This window comes from Serratia sp. CY43202 (assembly GCF_052168755.1).
Classification (GTDB): Bacteria; Pseudomonadota; Gammaproteobacteria; order Enterobacterales; family Enterobacteriaceae; genus Serratia; species Serratia bockelmannii.
The window spans coordinates 976557-999709 of the sequence record NZ_JBJNMB010000002.1; the positions used below are offsets into that span (position 1 = coordinate 976557).

General features: G+C 59.0%; 25 protein-coding genes. 12 read left to right on the top strand and 13 right to left on the bottom strand.

What is annotated here, in order from left to right:
- Positions 1-170: 170 nt before the first annotated feature.
- The 5 genes from ACJ8J5_RS06310 to ACJ8J5_RS06330 are packed head-to-tail and all read left to right on the top strand — an operon-like array spanning position 171 to position 5442.
- Complete coding sequence (locus tag ACJ8J5_RS06310) at positions 171-1493, top strand: MmgE/PrpD family protein (protein WP_414104508.1); 1323 nt, start codon at positions 171-173, stop codon at positions 1491-1493.
- Positions 1494-1512: 19 nt separating this feature from the next.
- Positions 1513-2850 carry an LLM class flavin-dependent oxidoreductase gene (locus ACJ8J5_RS06315; protein ID WP_049204006.1) on the top strand — a complete coding sequence of 446 codons (1338 nt, stop codon included), beginning with the start codon at positions 1513-1515 and terminating at the stop codon, positions 2848-2850.
- 17 nt (positions 2851-2867) lie between these two features.
- Positions 2868-3782 carry an ABC transporter substrate-binding protein gene (locus ACJ8J5_RS06320; protein ID WP_049204005.1) on the top strand — a complete coding sequence of 305 codons (915 nt, stop codon included), beginning with the start codon at positions 2868-2870 and terminating at the stop codon, positions 3780-3782.
- On the top strand, positions 3779-4684 hold the full coding sequence (locus tag ACJ8J5_RS06325; protein WP_025302790.1) for an amino acid ABC transporter permease: 906 nt from the start codon (positions 3779-3781) through the stop codon (positions 4682-4684). The genes ACJ8J5_RS06320 and ACJ8J5_RS06325 overlap by 4 nt, the downstream gene beginning before the upstream one ends.
- Complete coding sequence (locus ACJ8J5_RS06330; RefSeq protein ID WP_025302789.1) at positions 4681-5442, top strand: amino acid ABC transporter ATP-binding protein; 762 nt, start codon at positions 4681-4683, stop codon at positions 5440-5442. Before ACJ8J5_RS06325 ends, ACJ8J5_RS06330 begins: the two co-directional genes overlap by 4 nt.
- A gap of 39 nt (positions 5443-5481) precedes the next feature.
- On the opposite strand, the gene ACJ8J5_RS06335 is transcribed toward ACJ8J5_RS06330, so the two are convergent.
- From ACJ8J5_RS06335 to ACJ8J5_RS06345, 3 genes are all read right to left on the bottom strand, one after another.
- On the bottom strand, positions 5482-5619 hold the full coding sequence (locus ACJ8J5_RS06335) for an AcrZ family multidrug efflux pump-associated protein (RefSeq protein WP_016927779.1): 138 nt from the start codon (positions 5617-5619) through the stop codon (positions 5482-5484).
- 193 nt (positions 5620-5812) lie between these two features.
- The gene (locus ACJ8J5_RS06340) at positions 5813-6283 is read right to left on the bottom strand and encodes an Rrf2 family transcriptional regulator (protein ID WP_025302788.1); all 471 of its coding nucleotides are present in this window, start codon (positions 6281-6283) and stop codon (positions 5813-5815) included.
- Between the two features lie 130 nt (positions 6284-6413).
- A complete protein-coding gene (locus ACJ8J5_RS06345; RefSeq protein WP_025302787.1) occupies positions 6414-6809 on the bottom strand; it encodes a DUF427 domain-containing protein in 396 nt (131 codons plus the stop codon).
- A gap of 231 nt (positions 6810-7040) precedes the next feature.
- Between ACJ8J5_RS06345 and osmB the strand changes: the two genes are divergently transcribed.
- A complete protein-coding gene (gene osmB, locus ACJ8J5_RS06350; RefSeq protein ID WP_004940700.1) occupies positions 7041-7253 on the top strand; it encodes an osmotically-inducible lipoprotein OsmB in 213 nt (70 codons plus the stop codon).
- A 154-nt stretch (positions 7254-7407) separates the two neighbouring features.
- Here osmB and ACJ8J5_RS06355 read toward each other — a convergent pair whose 3' ends face one another.
- Entirely contained in the window at positions 7408-9033 is a 1626-nt protein-coding gene (locus ACJ8J5_RS06355; protein WP_414104509.1) for a methyl-accepting chemotaxis protein, read from the bottom strand.
- A 335-nt stretch (positions 9034-9368) separates the two neighbouring features.
- Here ACJ8J5_RS06355 and ACJ8J5_RS06360 point away from each other — a divergent pair, with 335 nt between their 5' ends.
- On the top strand, positions 9369-10607 hold the full coding sequence (locus tag ACJ8J5_RS06360) for a hypothetical protein (RefSeq protein WP_414104510.1): 1239 nt from the start codon (positions 9369-9371) through the stop codon (positions 10605-10607).
- A 49-nt stretch (positions 10608-10656) separates the two neighbouring features.
- Complete coding sequence (locus tag ACJ8J5_RS06365; RefSeq protein ID WP_141968967.1) at positions 10657-11052, top strand: SRPBCC family protein; 396 nt, start codon at positions 10657-10659, stop codon at positions 11050-11052.
- Between the two features lie 6 nt (positions 11053-11058).
- On the opposite strand, the gene ACJ8J5_RS06370 is transcribed toward ACJ8J5_RS06365, so the two are convergent.
- Positions 11059-12777, bottom strand: coding sequence for a penicillin-binding transpeptidase domain-containing protein (locus tag ACJ8J5_RS06370; RefSeq protein WP_141968969.1), 1719 nt, complete (start codon positions 12775-12777; stop codon positions 11059-11061).
- A gap of 107 nt (positions 12778-12884) precedes the next feature.
- Positions 12885-14810: a penicillin-binding protein 2 gene (gene mrdA / locus ACJ8J5_RS06375; RefSeq protein ID WP_414104511.1), complete on the bottom strand. Its 1926-nt coding sequence runs from the start codon at positions 14808-14810 to the stop codon at positions 12885-12887.
- Positions 14811-15104: 294 nt separating this feature from the next.
- Between mrdA and ACJ8J5_RS06380 the strand changes: the two genes are divergently transcribed.
- Positions 15105-15386: a YjcB family protein gene (locus ACJ8J5_RS06380; protein ID WP_033634498.1), complete on the top strand. Its 282-nt coding sequence runs from the start codon at positions 15105-15107 to the stop codon at positions 15384-15386.
- Between the two features lie 36 nt (positions 15387-15422).
- On the opposite strand, the gene ACJ8J5_RS06385 is transcribed toward ACJ8J5_RS06380, so the two are convergent.
- Complete coding sequence (locus tag ACJ8J5_RS06385; RefSeq protein ID WP_060439982.1) at positions 15423-15872, bottom strand: MarR family winged helix-turn-helix transcriptional regulator; 450 nt, start codon at positions 15870-15872, stop codon at positions 15423-15425.
- 251 nt (positions 15873-16123) lie between these two features.
- Here ACJ8J5_RS06385 and ACJ8J5_RS06390 point away from each other — a divergent pair, with 251 nt between their 5' ends.
- Positions 16124-17323 carry a multidrug efflux MFS transporter gene (locus tag ACJ8J5_RS06390; protein ID WP_060439983.1) on the top strand — a complete coding sequence of 400 codons (1200 nt, stop codon included), beginning with the start codon at positions 16124-16126 and terminating at the stop codon, positions 17321-17323.
- 171 nt (positions 17324-17494) lie between these two features.
- Here ACJ8J5_RS06390 and ACJ8J5_RS06395 read toward each other — a convergent pair whose 3' ends face one another.
- The 4 genes from ACJ8J5_RS06395 to ACJ8J5_RS06410 all read right to left on the bottom strand — a co-directional run bounded on the left by ACJ8J5_RS06395 (position 17495) and on the right by ACJ8J5_RS06410 (position 20080).
- Complete coding sequence (locus ACJ8J5_RS06395) at positions 17495-17986, bottom strand: nuclear transport factor 2 family protein (RefSeq protein ID WP_047727596.1); 492 nt, start codon at positions 17984-17986, stop codon at positions 17495-17497.
- A 9-nt stretch (positions 17987-17995) separates the two neighbouring features.
- Positions 17996-18448 carry a MoaF-related domain-containing protein gene (locus ACJ8J5_RS06400; RefSeq protein WP_204275775.1) on the bottom strand — a complete coding sequence of 151 codons (453 nt, stop codon included), beginning with the start codon at positions 18446-18448 and terminating at the stop codon, positions 17996-17998.
- 310 nt (positions 18449-18758) lie between these two features.
- Entirely contained in the window at positions 18759-19193 is a 435-nt protein-coding gene (locus ACJ8J5_RS06405; RefSeq protein WP_084827828.1) for a glyoxalase, read from the bottom strand.
- Between the two features lie 17 nt (positions 19194-19210).
- Positions 19211-20080, bottom strand: coding sequence for a helix-turn-helix domain-containing protein (locus ACJ8J5_RS06410; RefSeq protein WP_043143838.1), 870 nt, complete (start codon positions 20078-20080; stop codon positions 19211-19213).
- A gap of 181 nt (positions 20081-20261) precedes the next feature.
- Between ACJ8J5_RS06410 and ACJ8J5_RS06415 the strand changes: the two genes are divergently transcribed.
- Together ACJ8J5_RS06415 and ACJ8J5_RS06420 are read left to right on the top strand one after the other, a co-directional pair.
- Positions 20262-21179: a DMT family transporter gene (locus tag ACJ8J5_RS06415; RefSeq protein ID WP_414104512.1), complete on the top strand. Its 918-nt coding sequence runs from the start codon at positions 20262-20264 to the stop codon at positions 21177-21179.
- 54 nt (positions 21180-21233) lie between these two features.
- The gene (locus tag ACJ8J5_RS06420) at positions 21234-22130 is read left to right on the top strand and encodes a PhzF family phenazine biosynthesis protein (protein WP_197781497.1); all 897 of its coding nucleotides are present in this window, start codon (positions 21234-21236) and stop codon (positions 22128-22130) included.
- A gap of 150 nt (positions 22131-22280) precedes the next feature.
- On the opposite strand, the gene ACJ8J5_RS06425 is transcribed toward ACJ8J5_RS06420, so the two are convergent.
- Positions 22281-22580, bottom strand: coding sequence for a hypothetical protein (locus tag ACJ8J5_RS06425; RefSeq protein WP_197781496.1), 300 nt, complete (start codon positions 22578-22580; stop codon positions 22281-22283).
- A gap of 110 nt (positions 22581-22690) precedes the next feature.
- Positions 22691-23089 (bottom strand): Imm50 family immunity protein, encoded by a 399-nt coding sequence (locus ACJ8J5_RS06430; RefSeq protein ID WP_197781495.1) that lies wholly within the window; start codon positions 23087-23089, stop codon positions 22691-22693.
- Between the last annotated feature and the right edge of the window lie 64 nt (positions 23090-23153).

Sequence of the window (23153 nt, forward strand, 5' to 3'; positions counted from 1 at the left end):
CGCAGCCTGCCGCGCCTGCCAGCAGCCCTGACGGCGGCGCAGTGCCGTCGTGATATTCCATTCAGCGATATAGAAGCGCCGTTCGTTCTTTCGGGACAAAGAAAACCGCCACACAATACCTTTCACCCCGCACTCGTGCATAACCATCTATAAATTCAGGTGTTAACGCCTTGTCATTATCGATAACCGCCCAATTCGCTCATCTGATATTGAACAGCCAGCCGGATCAAACCGCCCTGTCAGCCGCTCGCCGCGGCGTGAAAGATTACTTCGCCTGCGCATTGCCGATTGCCCGCGGGGCGTTGAGCGATGCCGGTCTGGCAGCGATCGGCACGACGTTTCCGCCGACCAGCAGTGAGAACCGTGCACTGCGCTATGGCTATGTCAGCCACTCGTTGGACTTCGATGATTACCATCCTGCGCTGCGTGGCCATCCTAGCACCGTAGTGCTCTCCGCCCTGCTGGCGCTGAACGGTGAGAGTGACAATGTCACTGAGCTGTTAACCGCCTATGTCATCGGTGTAGAGGCCGCTGGCCGTCTGGGATTGGCCGCTGGCACGCAACATTACGTGCAGGGTTTTCACAGCACCGCCACCCTGGGCGCGGTCGCCGCCTGCGCCGCCTGCGCCGCCTGCGCCGCCGTGGCGCGTTATCTGCAGCTTGACCAGCGGCAAACGCAGATTGCTCTCGGCCTGGCGGCCACCCAGGCGGCGGGCCTGCGCAGCCAGTTCGGTTCGGCGGCCAAACCGCTGCACGCAGGGCTGGCGGCACGCAACGCGGTCAATGCCGCCCTGCTGGCTCAGGCCGGTTTCATCGGCCAACCGGAGGGCGTGCTGGACAGCCTGCTGACTTCCCACGGCGACGGCCGGCAAAAACCGGAATGCCTGACCGCCGACTGGGGCACGCCCTGGCGCATCCTGCAACCAGGGCTGGAGTTCAAGCGGTACCCGACCTGCGGTGGCACTCACAGCGCGGCCGAGGCGGCGCTCGCCCTGCGCGCGCGGCTGCAGGAACAAGGCGACGCCCTTGCGGAGATCGCACTGGTTGAGGTCAGTTTTCCGCCCGGCGCAGATACCGCACCCTATATTCGCCAGCCGGCCACCGGTGTGGAAGCGCGCTTTAGCCTCGAATACGTCATAGCCGATGCGCTATACCACGGCGAGGTCCCGCTGACGCATTACGGCGAACAGCCGGTCGATGCGGCTATCGCCGCCCTGGCGGCAAAAGTTGAGCGCCATGTCGATCCCGCAGCCCCGCCGGACGCGCTCGATCCGGAGATGCGCTTCCATCGCCTGACCCTGACGCTGCAGGACGGAAGGCAAATAAGTGACATGGTCACAAGAAAGCAAACCGCCGCCCGGCCGACAGACCTCGACGCCAAGCTGCACGCCATTCTGCAGCTGCTTCCGGGCCTCGAAGGCGAAAGCGTTATCCGCGACTGCGCCCTCATGTCCCCTGGCGCGCTGCCGCGACTGATTGCATTGTTAAATTAATAATAAAACAGGAATAATTATGAGTACTTCACCTTCAACACCATCGCGCCAACTCCGTCTCGGCCTGTTCGTTCAGGCGCTGGGACACCACATCGGAGGATGGCGCGCACAAGGCGCCAGCGGTTCACCGACCGATATCGACTGGTTCACCTGGATCGCAAAAAAAGCCGAAGAAGGCACCTTCGATATGTTCTTCGTCGGTGACGCGTTGGCAACCAGCGTGCACCGCCTGCCCTCGACGATGTCACGCCTGGAGCCGCTGACGCTGCTGGCGGCGCTGGCGGTTAACACCCGCCATATCGGGCTGGCGGCGACCGCCTCCACCACTTTCGATCAACCTTTCCACCTGGCACGCGCCATGGCCTCCATCGACCATATCAGCCACGGCCGCGCCGCCTGGAACGTGGTGACCTCTTTCTCCAGCGATGCGGCGCGCAATTTCAGTCGTGAAGACCTGCCGTCGCACGCCGAACGCTATGAAGTGGCGCGGGAATTCCTCGAGGCCAGCTACAAACTGTGGGACGGCTGGGAAAAAGACGCCATCGTGCGCGATAAGCAAAATGGCGTATACGCTATCGACGAGAAAATCCACGCCGCCAACCATAAGGGCAAGCATTTCTCGGTGCAGGGCCCGCTGAATATTTCCCGCTCGCCGCAGGGGCGGCCAGTGATCATTGAGGCCGGCTCTTCCCCGGCCGGCCAACAGTTGGCGGCGGAAACCGCCGAAGTGGTGTTCACCGCCGCCGCCAGCCTGGAAGAAGGACAGGCTTTCTACCGCAGCCAGAAAAAATACGTGGCCGACGCCGGCCGCAACCCGGACCACCTGCTGATCCTGCCAGGTGTGATGCCGATTGTCGGCCGTACCAAAGAAGAAGCGCAGGAAACCTGGTATCAGCTGAATCAACTGGTGGATATCGATAACGGCATTGAGCAGCTGTCGGCGCGCTTTGGCTTCGATTTGAGCGATTACCCGCTGGACGGCCCGGTGCCGAACGTGGGCGCCACCGAAGGCGGCCAAAGCCGCGTGAAACTGCTGACCGATCTGGCCGCGCGGGAAAACCTGACGCTGCGCGAGCTGGCGGCCGTCGCGGCCGGTTCGCGTGGCCACCGCGTGGTGGTAGGCACCGCCGCAGAGATCGCCGACGACTTCCAGCTGTGGCTGGAACAGCAAGGCGCAGACGGCTTCAACATCATGCCGGCGGTGTTGCCCAACCAACTGGAACTGTTCGTCGAGCTGGTGATCCCGGAGCTGCGCCGCCGTGGCCTGTTCCGTGAAGAGTATCAGCATGCAACCCTGCGTGAAAACCTGGGCCTGCCGGAACCGGCAATCAACTTCGCTAACGTAAAATCGGCTTAATCCGCAGGGAAATCATGATGAAAAACACATTCAAACGCACCGTACTGTCCCTGCTGTTGGCTTCCTCCACGCTGGCGCCGTTGGCCGCCGGTCATGCCGCTGAAGGCGATGTTCCCTTCAAGGCGGCGGTGAAAGCTGCCGCCGATCCGGCACTGCACGACAGCCTGCCTGACGCTATCAAAAAGGCCGGCTATATCGTTGCCGGCACCAACCCGAACACCCCGCCGACCACCTTTTACCAGGCGGACAACAAAACGCTGGCTGGGCGTGAAATCGACGTGATGAGCGCAATTGCCGATCGCCTGGGCGTGGCGATCCACTGGAAGGACACCGGCGGTTTCGACAACATCATCCCCGGCCTGAAGTCCGGCCGTTATGACGTCGCGCTGGCCAACATTGACGCAAACAAAAAGCGCTTCCAGCAGGTGGACTTCGTCGGCTATTACAACGCCTCCAAACTGGCCTTGATCGCCCGCAAAGACGCTGCGCTTGGCCCTTACACCGAGCTGGCCCAGCTGTGCGGCCAGACCGTCGGCGCCGGCGCAGGTACCTCGCAAATCACCCGCCTGCAGCAGGCCAGCGATCAATGCGTCGCCGCCGGCAAGCCGGCCATCACCATGCCGATCTTCCCGGACCGTCCGGCCGGGGTGCAGGCGGTGATCAGCGGCCGCGTGCCGATGTTTTTCGGCCCGTATGAAGGGCTGCGCTACCAGGCCACCCACGTCAAACCGCTGACGCTGGCCGGTGATATCAACATCGACGGTACCACGGTGGCCATCGCCCTGCCGAAAGGCTCCGAACTGGTGAAACCGGTGCAGGCGGCGCTAAATTCGCTGATCGCCGACGGTAGCTACCAGAAAATCCTCGACGGCTGGGATATCGGTTTTGGTGCCGTGAAAACCGCCGGCATCAATGAAGAGATCGCAAAATGAGTGGGCAATACCCTGTCGACGACGCGGAACTGAGCATCGTTGGCCACCGGCATTACGGGCGCTGGCTCAGCGCCCTGGTTGTACTGCTGATCGTCGGCGTTATCGTCAATTCCATGCTGCACAACCCGCGCTTTGAATGGTCGGTGGTGGCGGAAAATCTTACCGAGGCGTCCATCCTCAACGGCGTGCTCATGACGCTGAAGCTGACGGTAATTTCGGTGGTGTTCGGCTTCGCCGGCGGCGTGCTGCTGGCGCTGATGCGCCTGTCGGCCAATCCGGTATTGGTGGCGGTAAGCTGGTTCTACACCTGGTTCTTCCGTGCAGTGCCGATGCTGGTACAGCTGTTCCTGTGGTACAACATCGCCGCGCTTTATCCCCGCATCAGCTTGTGGATCCCGTTTCTGGGCGAAGTCGCCAGCGCACCGACCAATACCCTTATCAGCACCTTCAGCGCCGCGGTGATTGCGCTGGTGATGCATCAGTCGGCCTATGCGGCGGAGATCGTGCGCGCAGGCATCCAAAGCGTCGGCAGCGGCCAGTTGGAAGCCGCCAAAGCACTGGGCTACCGTCGTGGGCAAATCCTGTGGCGCGTGGTATTGCCGCAGGCGATGCGCACCATCCTGCCGCCGGCGGGCAATGAGGTGATCGGGCAGTTGAAAACCACCGCGGTGGTGTCGGTGATTGCCCTGCAGGACGTGCTGTATTCGGCGCAGATCATTTACCAACGCACCTACGAGGTCATCCCGCTGCTGCTGGTCGCCACCCTGTGGTATCTGGCCATGACTTCGATTCTGTCGATTGGTCAATACTACGTGGAGCGCTATTTTGGCCGCGGCACGCAGGCAACGCGCAGCGGCCGGTTCTTCCTCAACCGCAAAGCCCCTCAGGGAGGTGAACAATGAGCGCATCTATCCACATCAACCGGGTGCGGAAATCCTTTTCCGGCACCGACGTGTTGAAAAATATCAGCCTGACCATTCCGGCAGGTTCGGTAACGGTGATCCTCGGCCCTTCCGGCTCCGGCAAATCCACCCTGTTGCGCTGCATCAACCACCTGGAAAAGCTGGACGGCGGCACCATTCGTGTTGGCGAACAGCTGATCGGCTATCGCCAAAAAGGCCGGCATCTGTACGAGCTGAAAGAAGCCGAGGTGGCCGAACAGCGTAAAAGCATTGGCATGGTATTTCAGCAGTTCAACTTGTTTGCACACCGCACCGTGTTGCAAAACGTCAGCGACGCGCCGCTGCGGGTGAAAAAGGAAAAAAAAGCCGAGGTGCAGGAACGGGCGAAACAGCTGCTGACCCGCGTCGGGCTGGAACATCGCATCAACGCCTGGCCGCGTGAACTGTCCGGCGGCCAGCAGCAGCGCGTCGCCATCGCCCGCGCGCTGGCAATGAACCCACAGGTGTTGCTGTTTGATGAACCGACCTCCGCCCTCGATCCTGAATTGGTTGGCGAAGTGCTGCAGGTGATGAAAGACTTGGCGCATTCGGGCATGACCATGGTGGTGGTCACGCACGAAATCGGCTTCGCACGCGAAGTGGCCGACCAGATTGTCTTTATGGATCAGGGAAAGGTGGTTGAAACGGGCAGCGTGCAGCAGGTTCTGGATGCGCCGGGACATGAGAGGACGCGCAACTTCCTGGCGACGGTATTGTAACCCTCCGTCAGGGGGCGTTGCGTCCCCTGACGTTCAAATTCAGCCGTTATTTTTTCTGCCGATAGCGGAAAAGACGTTGAACACTTCACCCAGGCCGTAAATCGCGCCGAGCAAGACGGCCACCATTACCGGCACCAGGACCACCACGGTGGCCAAGCTTTCAATCATTTCTAACATCGTTCTCTCCTGGTTTATAAGCACAGCGAACCTACGCCGGAAGAAAAGGTTTCCGGCCAATCGATCGATTATCGTGGGGAGGCAGTCTAAAACGTGAGCTACATCACACTTGATGCGAGCTAATGTAACTTACACAATTACATTAACGCAATGCAAAAAATGCTCTGCGCGTAGCGGGAATTTGCGTGGTTTTTTATTGCGTATCCGCTTGATATTGCGGTGAACAAGGGACAAAAGGATAGCCTGCGCACCGTTCGACCTGCCCGGCCATTTCGGCGATGCTGGTTTGCGCCAGGCTGGCTTCCAGCGCGTGACCGACGCGTGCAAATTCTTGCTCCAGCACCGGGGTAATGGCGTGGCCGATATAGCACGCATCGTTAGGCCGGGTACGGTGCAGCATGAAATACGGTTGATCCTCTACCGCGCGATACACGTCCAGCAGCGAGATCGTTTCCGCCGGCCGCGCCAGCAGCGCCCCACCGCCTTGTCCCATCTGTGAATAGGTCAGCCCGGCCTCTGCCAGCGCGCCGAGGATGCGCCGTACTACCGTCGGATTCGTGTTGACGCTGCGCGCGATGTCTTCGGAACGCACCGTCTGGCCACGACACAGCGTGATATTGGTCAGAATATGGATGGCAACGGCAAATCGCGTAGAGGTAGACACCTTGGCACCTGCTCAGAGTTTCGTTTATGTCGGATTAAAACATAAGGAAAGCGTATCAATTTACGGTAATACACATAATGAGTAGGGATAATGAGAATGTCAACCTGCCCCGCCCGATGGCGGCGGCGGCTCACGCTTCTGTGCGGATCTCCGTCACTTTATCGGGATAAAATGCCAGATGATCCTTGATCGCTACCACGGCGTTGTAGGGCATTTCATAACTCCAGGCCACATTGGCCTCCTGCTCGCCGTTAAGCACAAGGGAGAAATAACTGCAGTCGCCCTTATAAGGGCAGTAGCTGACGTGCTCGTTTTTCTGCAACAGCGCCCGATTCACATCCTCACGCGGAAAGTAAAACACCGGCGGATAGGTGGCTTCCTGCAGGATGAGCACGTTGCGGCTGTCGGCCAGGGTCTGACCGGCTGCACGCACGACAACCCGCGCCGGATGGCGGGTCAAGGTGATTGGGTGGTCCGGGCCGGGGATTTTCACCGGTTTGCCGGATGCGGAAACGAGATCGGACATGGCGGCCTCCAGCGTGTGCGCCCCGCACCCCGCGAGGCGTCTTTCCAGTATAGACCCACGATTTTACCGGCGGCCGCACATTCGGCGAGCAATCGCTTTTCACCGCCGCAAAATTAAGAATTTTTACCTGTTCGATTTTCTTACGGAGGAATACATTCATCCCAACTTCTACCGGCAGGTTAATCGGATTATTTTTAATCCATTAATCAGTCAATTTACCAGGAACTCATTATGAATATTAAACGTGCCGCAGGTGTGTTGGTGGTGGTGATGGCAACGCTTTCCGTTACCGCATGTGGGCATATGTCCAATCGCGATCGCAACACGGCGATCGGCGCGGGCGTCGGCGCAGTCGGCGGTGCGGTGCTGACCGACGGCAGCACGCTGGGTACCCTCGGCGGCGCGGCGCTGGGTGGCATTATCGGCCACCAGACCAGCCGTTAATCATCGCGTTAAAATAATCTCTGCAGGCCGGCACTTTTTTAATCCATAAGCGCCGGTCTGTTTTTTATTTATCGAAATAACGTCCCTCAGCGGTGGAAAATAATAAATAACGTTTAGCGCAGCTTTATTATTCATTAATCTGCATCGGAAGTATTTATTGCGCCGGCAGCCTGAAACGCGCCATCGCTTTTTCCAACCGTTCCGATTCGCCCTGCAGCGACTGAGAAGCGTCGGTCACCGCGTTCACCACGGCGCCGGTTTGTTGCACTACCTGATTCAGCGCCGCAATGCGCGCCGTCACGTCCTGAATGCTCTCCCCCTGATTGAAAGACGCCTGCGAGATTTCCCCCATCAGGGCACTGCATTTGTTCACCAGATCGATAATCTGGCGCAGGTTGCCGGTCAGCAGATCCACCGCCTGCGAACCTTGATCGATTTGCTGCAGTGAACGGTTGATCAACTGCTGAATATCGCGCGTCGAATGGCTGCTCTTTTGCGCCAACAGACCCACCTCTTTGGCTACGATGGCAAAGCCGCGGCCGTGAATGCCGGCGTGCGCCGCCTCGATTGCCGCATTCAGCGCCAGAATATGGGTCTGGAACGCCACGCTGTCGATCAGCGCGACGATACCGCGCATCTCGGCCGATTGGTTGACGATCCCTTGCATCGAAACATTGACGGTTGCCATCATCTGCTCACCGGCGCCGGCGTACTGCCGGGCTTGTTCGGTTCGTTGGCTGGCCTGCTGGGCGTATTGGCCGTTTTCTTCCACCCGCGCCGCCAGCTGCTGCACGTGCTCGGTCGCCAACTGCAGTTCGCCGTCCTGCTTCGCCGACTGCGCCGTCAACTGGCGATTGCCGTCCGCCAGCCGCCCAACGCCGCTCAGGATCCCGCTCGCCGCATCGCGCACCTCGCTCACCAGCCGCTGCAGGCCGTTTTGCATATGGCCAATGCTGGTCTGCAGCTGACGCATCTCGCGGTTCAACGCCCGCTCAGGCGGCAACGGCCGCGAAAGATCGCCGGCGGCCAGCACGTTGAGGTGCGCGATTGCCCGCTGCAACGGTGCGATAACCCAGCGAGAGACGCCGACCCAGACCCCCACGGCAATCAGCACCAGCGCCGCCAGCGCGCCAAACGCAAAGATCTTGGCCTGCTCCAGCGCCGCCAATTGCCGCACGTTGACGTCATCGCCACGCCGCTCGTTCAGCGTCTGGTAGGCAAGATACTTCTCGTTGAAATCCGCCTGAAACGCCTGGATCGGCACGGCGAAAAACGCATCGACGCTGGCGCTGCTTTGCAACCCTTGCGCCTGTTCCTTCAGGCCGTCATAGAACAGACGATAGCTGTCTTTCAGGGCGCCCGTCGCTTCGGGCGCAGCCGCGCTCAAGCGCTCGAACCGGGCAAAGGCCTGCTTTGAAGCCGCCAACGCCGCCAACGATTCATCCAGCAGGCTATGCCAACTGCCCTCGGAGCCGGTGGCTTTATCCTGCAGATAATAGATGCCCGCACGGTTCAGGGTATCGCTGGCCGTCAGCAGCGACAGTCTGGCGCGATCCATTGTCGCCTGCTGGCGATGCAACGCATCGCCCGTCACCAGATTAACCTTGGCGTCGCGCAAAATATTGGAAATAAATAGGGTGGAAAACAATTGCAGCAGAGAAAATAGCGCGATAACGCAAATTACCCCGCTTAATAAGCCCATGCTCTTGCCGAAGCCAAACGCACGCGGTAGCGCTGCCACAGGTTTTACCCTGCGGCCCAGTGTCAGTTTTATGTTCATGATTTTTTTGTCAGTAATACCAGGATGCCGCGAGTCTAACGGGCATTGATGACACTACTATTTCAGCCTGCTGTGCCGCTCCCGCCGACCAAAACAACCCAATAATCGGTATTGACCGTCAACTCTCATTTTTATTTCTTGACTTGTTTAATACCGGATTTATAGTTTTCCCATTAAAAAAGAAACAAAGTTTCATATATTAACCGGCGCTAAACTTAATATATGAAACGCTCGATAAAATCGTCTCAAATATAAAACCGATGAGCGTAAACACCCTGTTCACAGGTGAAACTCGCTCGCCTTAATAAACAGTCTACTTTCTTCAGGGGCCAGGCATGCGCAAGATCACGCTTTGTTTTTTCCTTGTTTCACCAGTGAGTTATGCAACCGTCGCCGCATTACCCAACGATGTTGCCACCACCGCGGCGCCGGTAAAAAAAAGCCGCCCGGCATTTCCGCATATTCATTGGCAAAGCGAGGATAATAAAAAGAATATTGATATCGGCGGTGCACTGCGCGCCAATTATCGCTATGAAGACTGGCACAGCAGCAATTATCGGAATCCTCCGCATTTACGCTTTGACGCTTTTCGCATCGATGCCGTCGGCCAGGTAAACGATGCATTTTTCGATGGCGGATTCTGGTTTCAGGATCGGCGCAAATACGCCATCGACCGCGCCTATGTCGGCTATCACCTGTCTGAACGTTCCGCCGTGCAACTGGGCGCGCCGTTCAAACCGTTCGGCCTGATGCCCTACCCGCAGTTCGGCTGGTCGTACGGCATTCCGTTTTACCTCGGCTTTGGCGTCAACACCGGGCTGGGCGCCAAATACCAATATCAGCATGATGATTGGGCCTTCGACGCCGCCTATTACCCGCGCATGATGCCGACCGGCGTGCGTTACGCCCCCGACGTCGCCAGCTACGACGATTTGAAAAACACCAACTATGCGTCACAGCACCTGCAGCGCAACGAAAAACGCGATCAGATAAACCTGCGGCTGACGCGCGCTTTCCACCAGGGCGGCTGGGACAATGAGCTCGGCGGTTCGCTGGCGGCCTCGCGGCTCTACAACCAGGCTACCGGCGATAACGGCAGCTTCTGGGCGGCGGGCCTGCATACGCTGGTGAATAACGATCCCTGGCATCTGTCCGGCCAGGTGATCCGCTACGGTTACGACGCCAAAGGCCCGGCCGGGGCCAACAATTCGGTGATCTTGATGGGGGGCAACGGCCTGACGCCGGCCTATCTGATCCCGTCGCAGGCCACCACCGCCGCCATCAACCTGGCACGCGACGTCGACGTACCTTGGGGGCCGGTGAAAAAGCTGCGGTTCTACAACGATTACAGCGTGCTCTGGAAGGATAAGCACGGCGGTTCCGACTCCAAAATGAATACGCTGGGGGTGCAGGTGTTCGCCATGCCGGTGATGCTGTGGGTGGACCTGACCTGGGCGCAGAATGCCAACCCGTGGGGCGGCGTGGAAAACGCCACCGGTTGGACCGGCACGCAATCCCCCGGCAGCAATAAATGGTATTTTCGCACCAACGTGAACATCGGTTACTACTTCTGAGTGCGGCGAGATCTACACTGAAGTATCGCCGCCAACCGGAGAAGCCACAATGCTGAGCGCGCAAACGCTGCATATCGCCATCAACCGCCCCTGTGACGAGGTGTACGCCTTTCTCAGCCGCCCGGAAAATTTCCCCTTGTGGGCCAAAGGGCTGGCCAACAGTTTACGGCAGGAAGATGAAGGCTGGGTGGCAGACACCCCGCAGGGGAAACTCCGTATTCGCTTCAGCGCGCCGAATGCCTTCGGCGTGCTGGATCATTGGGTGACGCTGCCGAACCGCAGCGTGGTCTACGTGCCGCTGCGCACGCTCGCCAACCGGCACGGCACCGAGGTGATCTTCACCCTGTTCCGCCAACCGGACATGGACGACGCGATGTTCGCCCGCGACGCCGGGCTGGTCAACGCCGATCTGCAGGCGCTGAAGCGCCTGCTGGAATCGCGCTAATCCCCCTCATCCCTTGACCGACGACACCACGTTAAGCGGCTGGGCATCCGGCAGAATATTCATGTGTTCCAGCACCTGGGCCATGATCTTGCCGAACACCGGCCCGGCCACCGAACCGCCGAAGTGCTTGCCGGCTTTCGGGTTGTTGACCATCACCACCAGCGCCACCTGCGGATCGCTGGCCGGCGCCACGCCGGCAGTGTAGTTGATGTAGCCGCCGTCGTATTTGCCGCTCGGGCCCATTTTCTCGGCGGTACCGGTTTTGATCGCCAGCCGATAGCCCGGCACCGCGGCGCTCACCCCGCTGCCGCCCGGCAAGGCGTCGCTCTCCATCATATGCACCACGGATCGTACCGTATCCGCCGGCAGAATACGTTGCCCCATCACCGGCGGCGTCACCTTGGTGATCGACAGCGGCCGATAAATGCCGAAGGAACCGATAGCGGCGTACTCGCGCGCCATCTGCAGCGGCGTCACGCGCAGCCCATAGCCGAAGGAGAAGGTAGCGCGTTCGATATCGGCCCAGCGTTCGCGATGCTGCGGCAGATAGCCGCTGCTCTCATTGCCGATGCCAAGTTCGGTCGGCCGCCCCAGGCCAAAGCTGCGGTAGACCGCCGGCAGCACCGTGGCCGGCAGCGCCAGCGCAATGTGCGATACCGCGATGTCGCTCGATTTTTGCAGTACGCCGGTGATGGTCAACTTCGACCAGTGGCCGACGTCTTTGATCAGGTGACCGTTCACCCGATACGGCGTGGTGTCCAGCACCGTATCGGGCCGGATCAGCTTATGCTCCAGCCCCACCATCACCACCACCGGTTTCACCGTCGAGCCCGGTTCGAAGCTGTCGCTGCTGCACACGTTGCGAATGTCTTTCGCCGGGGTGCTGCCATAGTTGTTCGGGTTGAACGACGGGTAGCTGGCCATGCCGAGGATCTCGCCGGTGTCGATCTTGACCAGCACCGCACAGCCGGAGTCGGCCTGGTTGGCCACCACGCCGTCGCGGATCTGCGCATAGAGCACGTACTGGATAAATTTATCGATGCTGAGCGTCACGTTCGGCGGCGGCACCGGATCCACGCTTTTTAGCACGCCGATCACCGCGCCGCTGCCGTCCTTCTGGTAGACCCGCAGGCCGTTTTTGCCCTGCAACAGCGGGTTGAAGCCCAGCTCGATGCCCTCCAGCCCCTGATTGTCCTGGCCGACGATGCCGATCAGCCCGGCTGCGTCCTGGCCCATCGGATAAAAGCGGCTGAAATCCTGCTCGGTGCTGACGCCGGTCAGGTGCAGTTTGCTGATGTAGGCGGCGTTATCGTCCTCCACCTTGCGCGCCAGATAGACGAAACGCTTGTGTGCGTTGCTCTGGATCAGATGCTGCACGTCCGCCAGCGGGATCTTCAGCACGTTGGCCATGCTCTGCCAGCGCTCGTTGCCGGTGTCGGTCTGGGTATCGAGAATGTGTTTCGGATCCAGCACGATGTCCTTGGACGACACGCTGACCGCCAGCGCCTCATTGTTGCGATCGGTGATCATGGCGCGGTTGGTCGGCACCACCTGGGTGCGGATCGAGCGCTGGTCCGCCTGATCCGCCAGCTGCTGGTGCTCCAGCAGCTGCAGGTAGCCGACCCTGAACGCCAACAGAAAAAAACAGACCAGTATGCCGGCGCAAATCCAGCCGAAACGAACTGTGGAATAGGTTTTACCGCTTTTTTTGGTCGATGGCGCCACTGTTGTGTTAACCCTGCGTTTTTATTCGGTTTATGGTGTTATTTCAGTCTACCTTGCCGGAAATGGTCAGGAGATTGCAGTTTGTAAGAAAGTAAAAACAAACCGCATCACCGTTGCACATCCGCACTGTCGTTTAACTGCGGTTTACTTTGCGCCGGATCGCCGGGCTGCGGCGCGTTGGCCGGGTCGAAAATATGGTCGAGGATCGCGCGGGCGGTCGGCCCCGCCACCACGCCGTCGCCACCGCCGTTTTCCAGGATCAGCGCCATCGCCACCCGGGGGGTTTTGTAAGGCGCGAACAGCGTATAGAAGATGTGATCGCGCAGCCGCACCGGGATCATTTTGGCGTTGTAAGTCTGGTTTTGCTTCAGGCTGAACACCTGCGAGGTGCCGGATTTGGCGGCGATCTGATACGGCGCGGTGTGGAACAGTTTGTAACCGGTGCCGTTCGGCAGGTTGGCCATGCCGTACATGCCGTTGCGCACGATGCCCCAGTAAGGCGAGTGGGGATCGCCGATCTGCGCCGCTTGCGCCGGCGGCTGATAGCGTGTGACCCGGTTGCCCTGCTGCAGCGAATACAGCAGGTGCGGCGTTTTCACCTGGCCGCTGTTGATCAGCGTGGTCAGCGCTTTCACCATCTGGATCGGCGTCGCCACCCAATACCCCTGGCCGATGCCCACCGAAACCGTATCCCCCTGATACCAGCCTTTTTTGTGCACCTTCAGCTTCCAGTCGCGGCTCGGCAGCACGCCGCGGTACTCTTCGTTCAGATCGATGCCGGTGGACTGGCCGTAGCCGAACTGGCTCAGCCAGTGGTGAATACGATCGATGCCCATCTCATACGCCACCTGATAAAAGAAGGTGTCGGCGGACTCCTCGATCGCTTTGGTGACGTTGAGCATGCCGTGGCCGGTTTTCAGCCAGTCGCGGTAGCGGCGTTCGGTGCCGGGCAGCGTCCAGGTCGGCGCGCCGAAAAAGGTGGTGGTGGGCGTGATCACCCCGGCGAACAGCGCAGAAACGGCCATGTAGGGCTTCACCGTCGACGCCGGCGGGTACAAGCCCTGAGTGACGCGGTTGATCAGCGGCAGATCCGGGTTGGTCAGCAGCGTCTTATAGGCCTGATAGCCGATGCCTTTGACGAAAGGATTGGGATCGTAGCTGGGGCTGGAGACCATCGCCAGGATGCCGCCGTCGCGCGGATCTTCCACCACCACCGCGGCGCGCTGCCCCTTCAGCACCGATTCGATGTACTGCTGCAGCGGCAAATCCAGCGTCAGGTAGATGTTCTTGCCGGCCTTCGGCGGCTGCTCCTTCAGCAGGCGGATCACCCGCCCGTGGTTATCCACCTCCACCTCCTGATAGCCGGTGGTGCCGTGCAGTTCGGACTCGTAATAGGCCTCGATGCCCTGTTTGCCGATGTTGCAGTCGGCGGCATAGTTCTCGCTCAGCCCGGCCTTGTCCAGGCGTTTGAGATCGCTGTCGTTGATCTTCGACACATAGCCCAGCACGTGCGCCAGCTGGGCGCCGTAAGGATATTCACGCTGTTGATAGGTATCGATCGTCACCCCGTCGAAACGGTATTGATTGACGGCAAAGCGCGCCACCTCGGTGTCGCTCAGCCCGGCTTTGAGCGTCACCGGTTTGTAGCGGCTGTTGTGGTGCATGTCGTCGCGAAACGCGCTGATGTCCTCCGGCGTCAAGTCGACGATCGGCGTCAGCGCCTGCAGCAGCGCCGCCATGTCGCTGATTTTGCTGGGCGTGACCTCGATACGATACAGTGTCACGTTTCGCACCAGCGGAATGCCGTTGCGATCGAAGATCAGCCCGCGGCTGGGGGCGATCGGCAGCATCTTGATGTCGTTCTGGTTGGAACGCGTCTGGTAAAAGCCGTGCTGGCGGATTTGCAGCCGGTAGAGATTGACGATCAGCACGCCGAAACAGACCACCACCAGCGCCAGCGCTACGCCGGCCCGGCGGATAAACAGCCTCTCTTCCGCAGAGTGGTCGCGAATTTTTTCTTTTAACAGGGCCATGCGGTGCCGATACCTTTTGCGTCACATTTCCCCGCAAAATCAGGGAACTGAAAAGCCGGCAAGCATAGCGTTATCGGGCGCACCGCCCCATGAAAAGGTTGCTAATGAAATGGCATAACTGTTTCAGCATATTGGAATGTTACCGTCGGCGTTTTTTTCACCGCGCTTCCCATTGAGCCGCCGTTCGCCCCAATGCTACAATGTGATCTGAATCACACTATTCCCGATATTCCCCCGCATTTCCCTGTCGGCGCCCTGCCGGATGCGGCTTTTTGTTACATAGGATCGAGTTCGATGAGTACCATTGCCACCGGTTTAGTCATGATGCGCTGGGAGTTGCTGAGCGCCGTAATGATGTTCTTCGCCAGCCAGTTAAACGTCGTTTGCCGTAAGACCAGCCGTAACGGCATGGCGTTCATGTTCAGCAGCCTGGGCCTGTTTACCGCCTGCTGGTTCGTGATGGGCCTGATGGGCATCCACCTTACCCTGGAAGCCTTCACCCAATTCTGGTCTTCGGCCTGGGATCGCTACGTGGACGTGGTCAGCACCATGCCGGTCGATTGGCCGATGCCGTAATCTCGCCGCAGGGGCGGCGCACCGGCCGCCCAGCGATTATTCCGTTTCCGTTGGCGGCGCCGCCGCCAGCCGCGCCATCAAGGCCCCCGCCTCAATCAACAGCGCCTGCTCCCGCTCCGTTAAACAGCTCTCCATCGCCGCCAGCAGCCACGCCTCGCGTCGGCTGCGGCTTTGCTGCAGCAGGCCCAGCCCGGCGGGCGTCAGGCGCACCCGCACCCGGCGTTTGTCTTCGGCGTCCGGCGTGCGCACCAGCAAGCCATCGGCCTCCAGCTCACGCAAGGCGGCCGCCAGGTTAGAGGAACGCATGCGCTCCGATTCCGCCAGCAGCGACGGCGTCGCCTCGCCGCCGTGGCGATCGATAGCCCCCAACAGCATCAGTTGGGCCCAGGATTTTTCGTCGCTGCGCGATTCGCGCCGTAAACGGCGCACCAGCGACATTAACTGCGTGCGCAGCAGCGTCACGTCTTCAGGATGATCTTTCTTCATTGGCATCAATCTAGCGTTCAGTTTATCCCTGCTTTCACACCGCCGGATCGCGCGGTGCCCTTCCTGGCTACCGCGCCGCTCTGGCTTAACCCAGTTACCTATGATAATATAGCTATTAATATATAGCAAAAAAGACACTGCATCGGCAGGGTTACGTTTGCTCACGCATTTGCCCCTCGCCGATTAATTTGCAGTGTTATTATTATTTTGCTTAATAAATCCCTCCTTATTCAACGTGGTACGGTAAGCCGATGGAAGCGTGGAAAGTCAATCTGATCTCGGTCTGGCTCGGGTGTTTCTTCACCGGGCTGGCGATGAGCCAAATCCTCCCTTTTCTGCCGCTGTACGTCGAACAGCTCGGCGTCAGCGATCACCAATCCCTCAGCCTCTGGTCCGGGCTGGTGTTCAGCGGCACCTTTTTGGTCTCGGCGGTAGTCTCACCGCTGTGGGGCAGCCTGGCCGACCGCAAAGGCCGCAAGCTGATGCTGCTGCGCGCCTCGCTGGGCATGGCGATCGTTATCGCGCTGCAGGGACTGGCCACCAACGTCTGGCAGCTGTTCGCGCTGCGCGCACTGATGGGGCTGACGTCCGGCTATATTCCCAACGCCATGGCGCTGGTCGCCTCGCAGGCGCCGCGCGATAAAAGCGGCTGGGCGCTGGGCACGCTCTCTACCGGGCAGATCTCCGGCGTGATCGCCGGGCCGCTGTTGGGCGGGCTGATGGCCGATCATCTGGGGCTGCGGGTGGTATTTTTCGTCACCGCCGGGCTGATGTTCGTCAGCTTCCTGGTGACGCTGTTCCTGATTAAAGAGCGGCGCATCACGGTGAAAAAAGCGGATCAGCTGAGCGGCAAGGCGGTATTCCGTTCGCTGCCCTATCCGACGCTGATCGTCACCCTGTTCGTTTGTACCCTGATGATCCAGCTGGCCAACTCGTCCATCAGCCCGATCCTGACGCTGTTCATCCGCGAGCTGTCCGGCGACGTCAGCAATATTGCCTTTGTCAGCGGCATGATCGCCGCCGTGCCCGGCATTGCGGCGCTGATCTCGGCGCCGCGCCTCGGGCGCCTCGGCGATCGCATCGGCACCGCGCGCATCCTGATCGCCGCGCTGCTGTTCACCACCGGACTGTTCGCCGTGATGGCCTGGGTCAATACGCCGCTGCAGCTGGGCATTCTGCGCTTCCTGCTCGGCTTCGCTGACGGCGCGCTGATGCCGGCGGTGCAGGCGCTGCTGCTGAGGTATTCCTCCGATCAGGTGACCGGGCGCATCTTCGGCTATAACCAATCCTTTATGTACCTGGGCAACGTGGTTGGCCCGCTGCTGGGATCGGGCATTTCGGCGATGATGGGGTTCCGCTGGGTGTTCGCGGTGACGGCGGTGTTGGTGCTTTGCAATGCGCTGCAGCTGCGCCATCAGTTCAAAAAAGTGGAGAGTCAACGCGCGGGATAACGGGAAATGCGGGGAAACGCCTCAAGCAGTGGTGGGACAATGACGCCCATCAACCGTGCCACCACTGCCAAAGGCGGCCGTAGCCTACTCGACGCGGCGGTCATTTAATATTTATGTAAGTAAATAAAGTGTTGCGGGCGTGTTGAGGGCCGCCGCAGCGGCCCTTGCGGATCAGAACATGGTATTGTCGTTGGCCGATTTTTCCGGCACATCCTGATTGACGTCCCAATGCTCGGTGATTTTCCCCTGATCGTTCACCCGATAAATATCCACGCTGGCGGTGCCGCGATCCTGCGGGTTATTTTGGTATTTGACGTGAACATAGACCAGATCGCCGTTGACCGCGCTGCGGTATATTTTGGCGCTGTACTGCGGATTGTCCTTAAAGGTCTGGCTGAAGAAATCCAGGAACGGCTTGATGCCGTCGCCGACGAACGGGTTATGCTGCTTGTAGTTTTCCACAATCAGCCTCTGCGCCACGCCGATGTCGTGGCGGTTGAAAAAGCCCGCGTACAGATCTTCCACCACCTTCAGCTTCTGCTGGGCATGATGATAACCGCCTTTGCCGGCCGATTTGTAAGACGCCGCCTGATCCGTTGACAGCGCCGGGTAACTCGCCAGCAAGCCGCCGACGATCGCACAGGTGATCAATGCCTTTTTCATAACTGCTCCTTATTTTCCTGAGTGACCTACGATTTTCAGCTGCCCTTTCAGATGGGTGAAGCTGCCGTCCTTGGCGGCGATGTTGGTGTACACCTCGCCGCGCTCAAAGTCCTCGATATGCGTCACGTTGTCGCCGGACTGCGGTTCGTGCCAATAGACCATATAGACCTTCGGCCGAATCTCCACCGCAGTGTATTGCACGGTATCGGTGATGCCCTGCGACGCCTCGCCGATGCCGGTGAAGGTCATGGTCTTGTCATCGGTAAAATCCAGCTTGAAGGCGAAATCGCCGAAGGTCACCTGCACCACTTTACCGACCGCAATGAACTGCCCGTGTTTTTCCGTCATCGTTGCCGCCTTACTGTTAGTCAGGGAGGGTTGCGCCGCCGTAGCGGCGGGCAATGCCAGGGGGAAAGTCAGGGCTATCGCCAACGCGATGCCCGTTCGCTTCACTGTTTTCATCGTTCCTTCTCCTTTCCGTGGTTGAAAACGAGAATCATTATTATTTCTTAACGATTGGCAGAAATATAAGAATAATCTCTATTCCTATCAGGCACCTGGCGGCAAAAAAAGACGGGGGAAAATCGCCGTAAAATGGCATGGCAATAGCGCGTTCTGGCCATTGGTTTTTACGCAATGAACGGAATTTCTGCTTACAGGAAGGGAAACCACTCGGGGATTTGATGGGTCTATAGCGCAGACCGCTTTAAGCTAATGCGTATTTGTTCTTAAGCCGCCCACCGCCGGCAGGCGGCGGCGAACGGCGTGGCGTTTACCGCAGCCAGGGCGTATAGGTGACGCCGACCAGCAACCCTTCCGGGCTGAGCAAACGGGTAACGCTCTGCCCCCACGGCTCTTCGCGGTTGGCGACCAACAGCCGATAACCGCGATCGACCAGCCCCTGGGTGGCGGCCGCCATGTCGGCCACGTCGAACTCGATCCAAGCCTGCGGCACCGCGAGATCCGCCGGCCAGCGATCGTCGCCAAAGCAGGACTGCGCCGCCTGCGCCAGCGGCCACAGGGCGAAATGCTTCACCCCGTCCAGCGCGCCTTGCTCCGACAGCAGATAGGTTTCGTTGCCCGGCATCGGCTTGAGCGGCAGCCCCAGCGCCTCGACATAAAACGCCTTGCTCTCGTCGCTCTCACGCGTGATGGGCCCGAATCCGGCGACAAACAACACGCCCAGCCCGGCAAACTGTTGATCCATGCTGCACTCCCTTTCGGTTAGCGCCCCAGCCGCACCTGCAGCGGAGCAAATCCATAGGCCGCCTTGAAGCGGTTGCTGAAATGGCTGGCGGAACTGAAGCCGCACGCCAGCGCGATCTCGGTGATCGGCTGTTGGCTATGCCGCAACAGCTGTTCCGCCCGCTGCAGCCGGGCGCGCATCACGAACTGGTGCGGCGCCAGGCCAGTGGCGTGCTTGAACATGCGGGCGAAATGGTATTCGCTCAACCCGGCCTGCGCCGCCAGATCCGCCAACAGCAAAGGCCGATCGAGGTGGCTTGCGATATATTCCCGCACCCGCCGGGCTACCGCAGGCGCCAGGCCGCCGCGCACCGGCGGCAGCTTCCACTGCAGCTGGCTGTAACGCTGGATCAGGTGTGACATCAGCAGGTTCGACGCGCTGCTGAGCGCCAGCAGATTGGCGCTGTCCTGCCAATCGCAGTTGAGCAAAAACTGGCGGTACAGCAGCGTGATCTGCGGATCTTCGCCGAAGCTGCGCGGCTCCACGTTGATCGCCGCCGGGCTGCGATCCCAGGTTTGCTCCGCCAGCTGCCGCAGATGCCCATCGGTGCAATACAGGTGCACGAACGACAGATCGCTGCGCACATCCCAGGTGGAGGCGTATTGGCGCGGCATGATGCAGAACCGATCCGGCCCGCCGCCGTTGCGCCAGCCGCCCGGCACCTGCTGGTAGCACTCATAGCCGTCGGCGACGTACAGGCTCAGGGTATGGTGGTCGGCGCTTTCCTGCGTGACGCGATCGTTGCAGTTGGACCAGGCCGCCAGCTCCACGCCGGTGCCCAGCAGCACGCTGCCGTGCAGCCGCGCCTTGTGCTCACGCAGTGTTTCAAACGCCTGATAGTTGGACATCGCCGGCCCCGTTGTTCGACATGCCGACAGTGTAAAGAGTGACGCCGCGGCATGCCAGCCGCCGCGGCGCGCTTTTGGCAAAAAAAGCGCAAGAATATGCAACTGAGCGCAAAGCGCTGCAAGCGCCGCCGCGCGCCAAAGCGGATACTGCGCCATCGGTTTTTTCGGAGTAACAAATAGAATGAATGCGCTGTTGTACCTCGCCGTGGTGCTGATTTGGGGCACCACCTGGATTGCGATCACCCTGCAACAGGAAGGGCCGGTGGCCATTCCCGTCTCGATCGCTTACCGCTTCGCCATTGCCGCCGCGGTGATGTTCGCCGTGCTGTTGCTAACGCGCCGCCTGCGCCGCCTCGCCCCGCGCGATCATCTGTTCTGCGTGCTGCAGGGCTGCTGCGTATTCGGCTTCAACTTCTTCTGCTTCTACCACGCGGCCGCCTACATCAGCAGCGGGCTGGAATCGGTGATCTTCTCGATGGCGGTGCTGTTCAACGCCCTCAACAGCCTGCTGTTTTTCCGCCAGCGCCCCAGCCCCAGCCTGCTGCCGGCGGCGCTGCTGGGGTTGACCGGCATCGTGGCGCTGTTCTGGCAAGATCTGGCCGCCACCCGCATGGCGCCGGAGCTGCTTAAAGGCATCGGCCTGAGTGCGCTCGGCACCTACGGTTTCTCGCTGGGCAACATGATCAGCACGCGCCATCAGCGCCGCGGGCTGGATATCTTTTCCACCAATACCTACGCCATGACCTACGGCGCGCTGTTGATGGCGCTGATCGCCTGGGCGCAGGGCGCATCGTTCCAGATGGAATACAGCAGCCGCTATATCGGCTCCCTGCTGTACCTGGCGATCTTCGGATCGGTGATCGCCTTCGCCGCTTACTTCAGCCTGCTCGGCCGCATCGGCGCCGGCGCGGCGGCCTACAGCACCCTGTTGTTCCCGCTGGTGGCGCTGACCATCTCAACGATCTACGAAGGCTATCAGTGGCACTTCAACGCCGTGCTGGGCCTGTGCCTGATCCTGCTGGGCAACCTGGTGATGTTCGCCAAGCCGACGCTGAAATGGCGGCGGGCGGGTATCTCAAAACAAAACTCAACCCTTTGAAGCCATTGGCGAATATCGTTATCATCAGGTTTTGTTGATAATGGATGATGGCAAATGCTCAGAAGTGATGATGTGACACCCCGCGCCTACAAACAGGTGGACGTGTTTACCCGTACGCCGCTGCAGGGCAACCCCGTGGCGGTGGTGCTGGAGGCCGAAGGGCTGAACGACGCGCAGATGCTGGCATTGGCCCGTTGGACCAACCTTTCGGAAACCACCTTCGTGCTTAAACCGACGCACCCGGCGGCGGATTATAAGGTGCGCATCTTCACTACCGAAAAAGAGCTGCCCTTCGCCGGCCACCCGACGCTGGGCACCGCCCACGCCCTGCTGGAAGCCGGATTGGCACCTAAACGGCCTGGAACGGTGATGCAGGAATGCGGCGTCGGCCTGGTGGCGGTCAATATCCAGCCGGAAGGCACCTTGGCGTTCGCCGCGCCCGAAGTTGAGTTTCGCCCAATGGCGGCTGAGGAAACAGAACGGCTGATGGCCGCTTTACGGCCCGCGGTGATTGAAGGAGGCCCCCTGCCGGTGATTGTCGAGATGGGCATCCGCTGGCTGATGGTGCGCCTGCCGGACGCACCATCCTGCCTGGCGGTAACGCCGGATCAGGCCACGATTAAACAGCTGCAAACGGCGTGTGATGTGGATGGCGTGGTGATCTATGGCCCCTGCTCCGCAACCGAACCGGCCGATTACGAAATGCGCGCGTTTATGGTGGAATGCGGCGCCTTGATTGAAGATCCGGTGACCGGCAGCGCCAACGCCTGTCTGGCGCGCTTATTGAAGGCCAACCGCTTTCCCGACGGCGGCCAGACCGCACAGGGCTACCAGGTGCGCCAGGGCACCCAACTGAATCGAGATGGCCGCGTGAGCGTGCGCTTTATTGACGGCGAACCCTGGATCGGCGGGCACTGCCGCACCCTGATTGATGGCACATTGGGTATTTAGTTTGGGGGGGTAACAGGTTGGAGGGAGTGGTTTTATCTGCCCCTTCGGCTTGCCCTAATGAGGTTCAGCAATTACCTCTCGCTGAAAGAAGTTCAGCTAGCGCCTGGTTCTGTAGTAGTTAGCACTATCCAGTACCAACACTATCAATAATCAGGTTCGAAGAAGAAAAACATCCGCTACTTTTTTGGGACCTTCGTAAATTTCGAATTTATCATGCTGAACCATACGCTCTTTAGGTGCAGATTCCATAAGAAAATATACAGTTCCCAACGAAAACGTCTTGCCATTTTCAGACTTGGATTCCTCTAGCTCAAAAACAACGCTCCAGGCATTATTTTGCCACTCCTTGTCCTCAGGAAGTCGAGATACTGCATAATACTTTCCTGCTGGAGGGACTGTTTTTCTCCCGCCCATATGTTCAGGAGTCCAATCAACCTTTACGAGATTCATAACACACTCTCCATTAGATACTCAACACCCACGCTTAGCTTTAATTTCGTTGCTCCAAGTAACCTTATTGTGATTATTCAAATAAACAACTTTAGCATATCTCACTGGTCCTATTCCAACCAGTCCCATCTTTCATCGATATATGGAGTAATACTTTCTATAGTTAAAAATCTTGCCTTGCAATAAAAATAAAACCCATGATGTTTTATAGTTATTTCAGAGAATTCCTTTAAAGAATTTATTATCGGCGAACACAAAAAACCGACCCTTGACCCAGTAACATTAAATTGAATGACATCTCCAAAAGCAACTACTAAACTCATTGCATTAAAGCCCTCTTCGTTCCATTTTATAGGATACTTTTTGGGTATATCCTTACAATAAAACCTAATCTTTAAATCTGAAAAATGCTCCAATGAGAAATTATCAACTTCAATATTTTTAATGTTAAACTCATTATTAAACATGAATTTGATCTTTTCTTTTCCTATAGCATTTTCAAACCACATATCAACACCTCACGAACAGTTATAGTGCCCCCAAGAACCTCCAGATATAAATCCCAGCATAACA